2 protein-coding genes are annotated in these 2,546 nt (G+C 63.0%); both read right to left on the bottom strand.

The window, feature by feature from the left end:
- Positions 1 to 66 precede the first annotated feature (66 nt).
- Positions 67 to 840, bottom strand: coding sequence for an IS21-like element helper ATPase IstB (gene istB / locus ACYP5B_RS12345; protein ID WP_459569800.1), 774 nt, complete (start codon positions 838 to 840; stop codon positions 67 to 69).
- A complete protein-coding gene (gene istA / locus ACYP5B_RS12340) occupies positions 837 to 2,411 on the bottom strand; it encodes an IS21 family transposase (protein WP_459569799.1) in 1,575 nt (524 codons plus the stop codon). The genes istB and istA overlap by 4 nt, the downstream gene beginning before the upstream one ends.
- Positions 2,412 to 2,546 lie beyond the last annotated feature (135 nt).

The raw sequence follows: 2,546 nt of genomic DNA, 5'->3' as shown, positions 1-2,546 counted from the left end.
CCCGGACGGTCACTTCAAACTCCCCCACTTGTGGTCGGCTAAATTCCCCCAGGCAGGACGGGCAGATTATGAATCGGCCTTCTCAGAAACAGCAAGCCTGGTGGCGGCTTCTTTGAGGCGGTAGCTTTTTCCTTCGAACTCGAGAAGCTTGGATCGATGCATCAGACGATCCAGAATGGTAGTGGCCATGGTGTTGTCGCCGAGGTATCGCCCCCAGTCCTGCACCACGCGGTTGGAGGTGACGATGATGCTGCGACGCAGTTTGTAGCGCTGATGGACCAGGGTCTGCAGCAGTTCGGCGGCGGCGTCCGGGATGCGTTTTGCCAGGAACAGGTCGTCGAGCACCACCAGTTCCGGCTCGAGCAAGGTCTTGAGCAATCTGTCCTGATCGGCGCGCGTGTCCACGGCGTAGCCGGCGAACACCGTGTCGGACTCGACGTAACGCACCTTCATGCCCTGTAGGGTAGCGTTGTACGCAATGGCCTTGGCAACGTGGCTCTTGCCGGTGCCGGGCTTGCCAATTAGCAGCGCATTGTCGGCGTCGGCGATGAACTTCAAGGTGTGCAACTCGAAGCAGGCCTGGCGCGGCAGCTTCGGGTTGAACGCCCAATCGAAGTCGACCAGGGTTCGGCGCTCATCCAGGCCGGACTGCTGATAGCGCCGCTCGAGTAGCCGGGAACGGCGGCGATCCAGTTCATCTTGCAGGATCATGGAGAAGGTCTCGAGGAAGGGTTGCTGGCTGGCCTGGGCCTGCAGCACGCGGGTCTCCAGTGTGGCGCCAATACCGGACAGTCGCAGTTCGCGCAAGGCACGATCGATTTCAGCAAAGCTCATGGTCATGGGTGATCTCCTGGGTTGGCGGCGGCGCTTTGTCTGGCGCCGAGCGAGAACAGGTCGGCATAGTCGTCGCCGCCCCGAATCAAAGGATGTTCCTGGGTCAGGGGCAGTTCGCCCTGGATTGGCGTATCGAGGTCGGCCAGCGCTTGCTCGAGCAGGCGTTCGGTCAAGGCCTTGACCTGCCGGTAGCTGGGCGCACCTTCGCGCAAGGCGGTTTCGCACGCCGCGTCGATCAGCCGACGGGGATACCGCCGGACAAGACCGACGATGCCCCACAGCTTGCGCTGGCCCACACGCCCCTCGGTGTCGAACAAGAGCTGGCACAGGCGTTCGGCGGAGGACCCGATGGCTTTGGCCTGGGCAAGAATGCGCCGTGTCTCGCGCGAGGGATTGAACAGGCGCTCGTCCTGCGGTAGCACCACGGTGCCGGGCCGGTCCGCCAGATCATGGCTGCGTAGCAAGGCCTGGGTTTTCAGGTCGCGGATTTCCAGCCGATGCGCGTACTTGCGCACCAGCACCCGGCTGCCAATAGCAGCCGGCCGGGCCGCGTAGCTGCTGTGATCGACGCGAATGCACGTGTCGTCGTAGACGGTGTAGACCTTGTCGGTGAAGTACTCGAAGTTATGCGCCGGCAGTGCCCGCAGATGAGGGCGTTCTTCCTCGAACATCGCCTGGACCTGACGCCGAGTGCTGCCGTGGATCCGCTTGGAGGCCCAGTTCGTCTCCCACTGCTCAAGGAACGCGTTTTGCTCCTCGATTGACTCGAAGCGGCGCCCCTTCAGGGCGGTGGCCTGGGTATGCTGGATCGCGTTCTCGACCGTGCCCTTGCGGTCAGGATCGCGCACGCGCGCTGGATCGGCTACCACGCCGTAGTGGGCCAGCATGGCGGCATACACCGGGTTGAGCTCGGGCTCGTACAGGTCGGGCTTGAGTACGCCTTCCTTCAGGTTGTCCAGCACCACGTACTGGGTCACGCCGCCGAAGTAGCGCCAAGCCTGCTCATGCAGTTCCGCCCAGACCTGATGGCTCGACTTCCACACCACACGCCGGAAGCTGTGCCGGGAATGGCGCAACGTCATCACGAACAGTCGCGGCTTGCGATAACGGTCCGTGCCTGGCATCCGGGTCGGAGCGCCTTCGCCGTAGTCGACCTGCACCTCCTCGCCGGGCAGGAATTCCAGTCGGTCGAATTGCGCCGGCGCGTGGTGGCGCATGGTCCTGACGAAGCGCTTGACGCTTTCGTAGCTGGAGGCAAAGCCGAACTGGTCCACCAAGTCCTGGTAGATGGCCGTGGCGTTCCGATGCAGACGCACCTGGGCTTGGACAAATTCCTGATACGGCGCGCAGGCCGACAACGTGTGTCCGCTATTTGTCGGCGGTCGGGGTGGGGGAATTTGCGCCCCAGAGCCGGTGGTCACCGTGGGGGAGTTTGCCTGGGCGGCGGCAAATCGTTCTTGATATCCTCGAATCGTCTTGCGATCGATCCCGGTAATGCGTGCGATCTCCCGCTGGCCTTTGCCTGCCGCGACCAGCGTAGCAATGGTGGTTTGTAGATGTGGCTTCAAGACGTTCACTCCGGCAACCCCTCTGCTTCATGCGAGGGGAACAAGGTAACGTCCTGCCGGGCGCCTACATCACTTCCAGCGCCCCTTCAGGTGGGGGAGTTTGAGGTGACCACAGGTGGGGGAGTTTGACCGACCATCGGGGCC

This window comes from Cupriavidus sp. 8B, assembly GCF_054589115.1.
Note: the sequence above shows the minus strand (reverse complement) of the source record. Positions and strands in the feature narration are given on the sequence as shown.